General features: G+C 75.0%; 7 protein-coding genes. 3 read left to right on the forward strand and 4 right to left on the reverse strand.

Going from position 1 to position 5,096, the window contains the following annotated elements; all coding sequences use genetic code 11:
• The coding region (locus tag I4I78_RS30375; RefSeq protein ID WP_218614950.1) for a hypothetical protein at positions 1-203 on the reverse strand (203 nt) is incomplete at its 3' end.
• A gap of 513 nt (positions 204-716) precedes the next feature.
• Between I4I78_RS30375 and I4I78_RS30380 the strand changes: the two genes are divergently transcribed.
• Complete coding sequence (locus tag I4I78_RS30380; protein ID WP_218614951.1) at positions 717-1,019, forward strand: hypothetical protein; 303 nt, start codon at positions 717-719, stop codon at positions 1,017-1,019.
• Between the two features lie 77 nt (positions 1,020-1,096).
• Here the strand turns inward: I4I78_RS30380 and I4I78_RS30385 are convergent, their stop codons facing one another.
• The gene (locus I4I78_RS30385) at positions 1,097-2,086 is read right to left on the reverse strand and encodes a thiamine-phosphate kinase (protein WP_308252449.1); all 990 of its coding nucleotides are present in this window, start codon (positions 2,084-2,086) and stop codon (positions 1,097-1,099) included.
• An 86-nt stretch (positions 2,087-2,172) separates the two neighbouring features.
• On the opposite strand from I4I78_RS30385, the gene I4I78_RS30390 reads away from it, so the two are divergent.
• Together I4I78_RS30390 and I4I78_RS30395 are read left to right on the forward strand one after the other, a co-directional pair.
• Positions 2,173-2,409, forward strand: a complete 237-nt coding sequence (locus I4I78_RS30390; RefSeq protein ID WP_218614953.1) for an Lrp/AsnC ligand binding domain-containing protein — start codon at positions 2,173-2,175, stop codon at positions 2,407-2,409.
• A gap of 4 nt (positions 2,410-2,413) precedes the next feature.
• Positions 2,414-3,019 carry a DUF3515 domain-containing protein gene (locus tag I4I78_RS30395; RefSeq protein WP_218614954.1) on the forward strand — a complete coding sequence of 202 codons (606 nt, stop codon included), beginning with the start codon at positions 2,414-2,416 and terminating at the stop codon, positions 3,017-3,019.
• 25 nt (positions 3,020-3,044) lie between these two features.
• On the opposite strand, the gene I4I78_RS30400 is transcribed toward I4I78_RS30395, so the two are convergent.
• Together I4I78_RS30400 and I4I78_RS30405 are read right to left on the reverse strand one after the other, a co-directional pair.
• On the reverse strand, positions 3,045-4,124 hold the full coding sequence (locus I4I78_RS30400) for a D-alanine--D-alanine ligase family protein (protein WP_218614955.1): 1,080 nt from the start codon (positions 4,122-4,124) through the stop codon (positions 3,045-3,047).
• Between the two features lie 74 nt (positions 4,125-4,198).
• Positions 4,199-5,096, reverse strand: an 898-nt coding sequence (locus I4I78_RS30405) for an isocitrate lyase/PEP mutase family protein (protein WP_218614956.1), incomplete at its 5' end; no start/stop codon positions are given.

Raw genomic sequence — 5,096 nt, forward strand, 5'->3', positions numbered from 1 at the left:
GCGTCCCCGTTCGCGTCCTCGTCCTGAATCCGCCGCCGGACCGCACCCAGCTCGGCACGCAGGGTCACGATGTCCCACTTGCGGGCCGTCAGCGAGCGGGCCAGCGCATCGGTCCGCCGGTGCGCCACCACCACCCACACGGTCGTGGCCACCGCCACCACCAGCGCGAGGCACGCGATCGTCGCGACGGTCGCGGACGACATGTTCGCTCCGATCTCGGGGACGGCGGCGGGATGACCTCGACGTACGGTAACCGGGGCCGTGCCGTCGTCGCTGCTCCGTGTGGCGGTATCCACGACGCCACGACATCGGAGGACCGGTTCACTACCGTGCGCGACGTGGGACCGAGCCGGACGTGGTGCGCGACGACCGCCCCGACCGCGAGTGATCCATCCGGCGGGCGGGTACCTCACTCTGGACCGATTCCGCGACTACGATGGGCAGACATGCAGGAGACCTCGCCGGTCGGTAACGGCCCCACCACGGACAGCGATAGCCGGGTCGTGGAGAAGACCGGACCGACCCCGACGAAGGCCCCCGAGCCGACGAAGGTTCCCAGCCAGAACAGCCCGGCCCCGAGCGCCGTGGCTGCGAACGTCCCCGTACCGAACGCCCCCGCACCGAACGTTCCGGCACCGAACGCCCCCGCACCGGACGTTCCGGCACCGGACGTTTCGGCACCGGATGCAGCGGCCACGAACGCTCCCGCACCGAACGTGGCGGCCGCGCACGTCCCCGCGCCGAACGCGGCGGCCCCGCACGTCCCCGCACCGGACGCAGCGGGCCCGCACGTCCCGGACCCGCAGCAGTTCCCGCCGACGCTCGTCGGCCTGGACCCGCCGACCCTGCCGGCCGCCGACGGGATGAAGCTCCCGCACCGCGACGTCGACGCCCGCGGGCCCGCGGACCTGCCGCAGTTCCGCCCGTTCCCGCACCCGCAGCGCTCCGAGCCCGGTCACCCGGGCCTCCGCCGGATGTGGAAGCGCATGATCATGTTCTGGCGCCGCACCACGATCTGAGGCGGGCGATCGCGACGAGCGCGACATTCGTGGCGCACCACGCGACGACGGCCGCGCTCGTCCCGTCCGCGGGCCGCTCAGGCGCCGAAGTGGTCCCAACCTGCTGCGCCGTCGTGCGGGGCCCCGTCGAGGAGGACCTGCGGGTCACCGTCGGCGACCCGGCCCACCGCGGTCCAGCCCTCGGGCAGGGCGGTGCCCGCGCCGAACGTCGCGACCAGGGCGTGGTCCTCGCCCCCGGTGAGGATCCACTGCAGGGGGTCCGCGCCGAGCGCACCGGCGATCTCGGAGAGCTTGTCCGGTACCGCGAACGCCGCCGACCGCAGGTCCACGACCACGCCGGAGGCCCGCGCGACGTGGCCCAGGTCGGCGAGCAGACCGTCCGAGACGTCGATCATCGAGGTGGCCCCGGCCAGCGCGGCCTGCGGGCCCGCGGCGTACGGCGGCTCCGGCATCCGATGGGCGTTGACCAGCGCGGCGGGTGAGCGGAACCCGCGCCCGAGCACCGCCAGCCCGGCCGCCGAGAAGCCCAGGCGCCCCGCGAACGCGACCACGTCGCCGGCCCGCGCCCCGGCCCGGGTCACCGGTTCGCGCCCCTGCAGCGAGCCCAGCGCGGTCACCGACACCACGATCGTCGACGCGGACGCGACGTCGCCGCCGACCACGCCCGCCCCGACCGAGGACGCCTCCGCCCACAGACCGTCGGCGAGGGCCTCGAGCTGGTCCACCGGCGTCGACGGCGGGCAGGCCAGCCCCACCAGCAGCGCCGTCGGGACCGCACCCATCGCGGCGACGTCGGCGAGGTTCGCGGCCGCGGCCTTGCGGCCGACCTGCTCCGGGGTGGACCAGTCGAGCCGGAAGTGCACGCCCTGCACGAGCACGTCGGTGCACGCGACGACGCGCCCGTCCGGCGCCACGACGACCGCGGCGTCGTCGCCCGGACCGAGCAGCGTCGTGTCCGGCTGACGACGGTCCGTGGTCACCCGGGCGATCAGGCCGAACTCGCCGACCTCGGAGAGTGAGACGCTCGCCTCTGATCCGCCCGGGGGCGTGATCGCAGATGGGGGCACGGGGGCGACCTCCGGTACGTTCGGCTTCTTCGATGGTGCCGGGACAACTGTCCGGCAGGAGTGCGCAGACCGGAAAGGGGCACGCCGTGGTGCAGGCATACATCCTCGTCCAGACCGAGGTCGGGAAGGCCGCCGCCGTCGCCGCCGAGATCGCCGGGTTGGCCGGCGTGATCTCGGCCGAGGACGTCACCGGACCGTACGACGTGATCGTGCGTGCCGAGTCCGACGACGTCGACGCACTGGGCACGCTGGTCGTGGCACGGGTCCAGAACGTCAACGGGATCACCCGGACGCTGACGTGCCCGGTGGTCAAGCTCGGCTGAACCCTTGTCCACACGTGGCGACGAGAAGGCCGGACGCACCCGCGTCCGGCCGATCGTCGCGGTCGCGGTGGCCCTGCCGCTGCTGTTGGCGCTGGTGGTCGCCGGGATCGGGATCACGCTGCGTCTCTCAGGGGCCGACGCGGGACCCGCACCGGACGCCCCGCCCGTCACCGGCCCGATCGACGTCGGGCCCGCGACCGACCCGTCGGCGTCGTCCGCGGCGTGCGCCGGCCTGCTGAGGCTCCTCCCGGCGGCGCTGCCCTCGGACGGCGGCTCGCTGGAGCCGCGCCCGGTCTCCCCCGCCGTCGACGGGGCCCGGGCCTGGGCGGCCGCGCCGGAACCGGTGGTCCTGCGCTGCGGGGTCCCCCGGCCCGCCGAGCTCGGGCCGTCCTCGCCGCTGGTTCTGGTGAACGGCGTGAACTGGCTCCCGCTGCCGGACGCGGCGGGGACGGCGGAGGCGGCGGGCACCCGCTCGAGCACCTACGCCGTCGTCGACCGCGGGGTGTACCTGACGCTGTCCGCCCCGGCCGAGGCCGGCAGCGGGCCGTTGCAGGCGGTCTCCGACGCGGTCGCGGCGTCCCTGCCGCCGCAGCCGGTCCGGGTCCGCTGAGCGGGCCCCGGCGCAGCAGCCGCACTCAGCGCAGGCCGGTCCCCCGCGCCAGTGCCGTGTCGACGAGCGTGGACAACAGCTCGCGGTAGTCCAGCCCGGTGACCGCCCACATCTTCGGGAACGCCGAGCTCGGGGTGAACCCGGGCATCGTGTTCACTTCGTTCACGGTGATCGCACCGTCCGGGCCGACGAAGAAGTCCACCCGGGCCAGCCCCTGCACGTCCAGCGCCCGGAAGGCCGCGACGGCCTGGGCGCGCACGTTCTCCACCACGTCGTCGTCGAGCTTGGCCGGGATGTCGAGCTCGGAGACGTCGAGGTACTTGGACTCGAAGTCGTAGAACTCGCCGCCGTAGCGCAGTTCGGCGGGCAGGCTGGCGCGCACCGAGCCGTCCGGGAACTCCAGCACCGCGCACTCCACCTCGCGGCCGACGACGCCGGACTCGACGAGCACCTTCGGGTCGTGCGTGCGGGCGTCGGCGATCGCGGCGTCGAGCGCGGCCGGGTCGGTGACCCGGGTGACGCCCATCGACGACCCGGCGCGGGCGGGCTTGACGAACAACGGCAGGCCGAGGCGGTCCCGGTCGGCGAACCCGATGTCGGTGCCCGGGCGCAGTACGACGCCCTCGGCGACGCGCAGGCCGTCGGCGCGCAGCAGCTTCTTGGCGAACTCCTTGTCCATGCCGACGGCGCTGGCCAGCACCCCGGCGCCGACGTAGGGCACGCCGGCCATCTCCAGCAGGCCCTGGATCGTGCCGTCCTCGCCGAACGCGCCGTGCAGGATCGGAAAGACCACGTCGACGTCACCCAGCGCCTCGCCGGCGCGGCCGGGGTCGAGGCGGATCAGGCCGCGCGACGGCTCGCCGGGGAACACCACCGCGTCGGCGCTCCCGTCGACCTGCGGCAGCTCGCGACCGGAGATCGCCAGCACCGCCGGGTCGTCCGGGCCGAGCACCCAGGCCCCGTCGGGGGCGATCCCGACCGGGACCACCTCGAACCGGTCCGGGTCCAGGTGGGTGAGCACGCTGCCTGCGGAGACGCACGAGATGGCGTGCTCGGAACTGCGCCCGCCGAACACGACGGCCACCCTCACCTTCGGCTGGGTCATGGGGACCGAGGGTAGGCGTCGGCGGGCCCGGCCCCCGGAGGGGGCTCAGCTGTAGCGGCCCGACCGGAGGGGGCTCAGCTGTAGCGGGTCTCGCGCTCGCGGATCGCCGACAGCCCGACCAGCTCGGTGAACTCGTCGAAGCCGGGCAGGGTCATCTGCTGCGGGGAGCCGAGCGCGGCGGCCGGGGTGCCGTCGCGGCGCAGCGTCTCCAGCAGCGAGCGGACCCCGGCGGTCGCCGCGAGCAGCGTCCCGATCGGGTAGAGCACGAGCGAGAACCCCAGCTCACGCAGCCGCGGCAGGGTCAGCGGCGGAGTGCGGCCGCCCTCGGCCCAGTTGAACAGCAGCGGGGCCCCGCCTGCGAGCGCACCGGCGATCTTCTCGATGTCGGCCTCCCCGGTCGGGGCCTCGACGAACAGGACGTCCGCGCCGGCGTCGCGGTAGGCCCGGGCACGGTCCAGAGCCGCGTCGACGCCGTCGGTGGCGACCGCGTCGGTCCGCGCGATGATCACGGTGTCCGGGTCGCGGCGGGCTTCGCAGGCGGCGCGGATCTTGCCGGCCATCTCCGCGGTGGCGATGACCTCCTTGCCACCCATGTGACCGCAGCGCTTCGGCGTGACCTGGTCCTCGAGCTGGATGCCGGCCACCCCGGCCCGCTCGTAGGTGTCGACGGTGCGGGCGACGTTGAGCGCGTTGCCGTAGCCGGTGTCGGCGTCGGCGATCAGCGGGACGTCACCGGTCACCGCGGCCATCCGCCGCGCGTTGTCGGCCATCTCGGCCGCGCCGAGCAGGCCGATGTCGGGCTGCCCGATCAACGACGCGGTGGTGCCGAAGCCGGTCATGTACACGGCCGGGAACCCGGCGTCGGCGACCAGCCGGGCGGACAGCGCGTCGTAGGCACCGGGGGCGAGCACCGGCCCGTCCGCCGGGGCCGCGGCGAGCAGCGCCCGCAACCGCGCCGCCGGGGTCCGCGCC

The organism is Pseudonocardia sp. KRD291, from assembly GCF_019263595.1.
In the GTDB taxonomy this organism is placed as follows: domain Bacteria; phylum Actinomycetota; class Actinomycetes; order Mycobacteriales; family Pseudonocardiaceae; genus Pseudonocardia.

Excerpts from the sequence above, each read along its gene's own strand:
- I4I78_RS30400 (WP_218614955.1), bottom strand. The coding sequence starts at position 4,124 with ATGACCCAGCCGAAGGTGAGGGTGGCCGTCGTGTTCGGCGGGCGCAGT.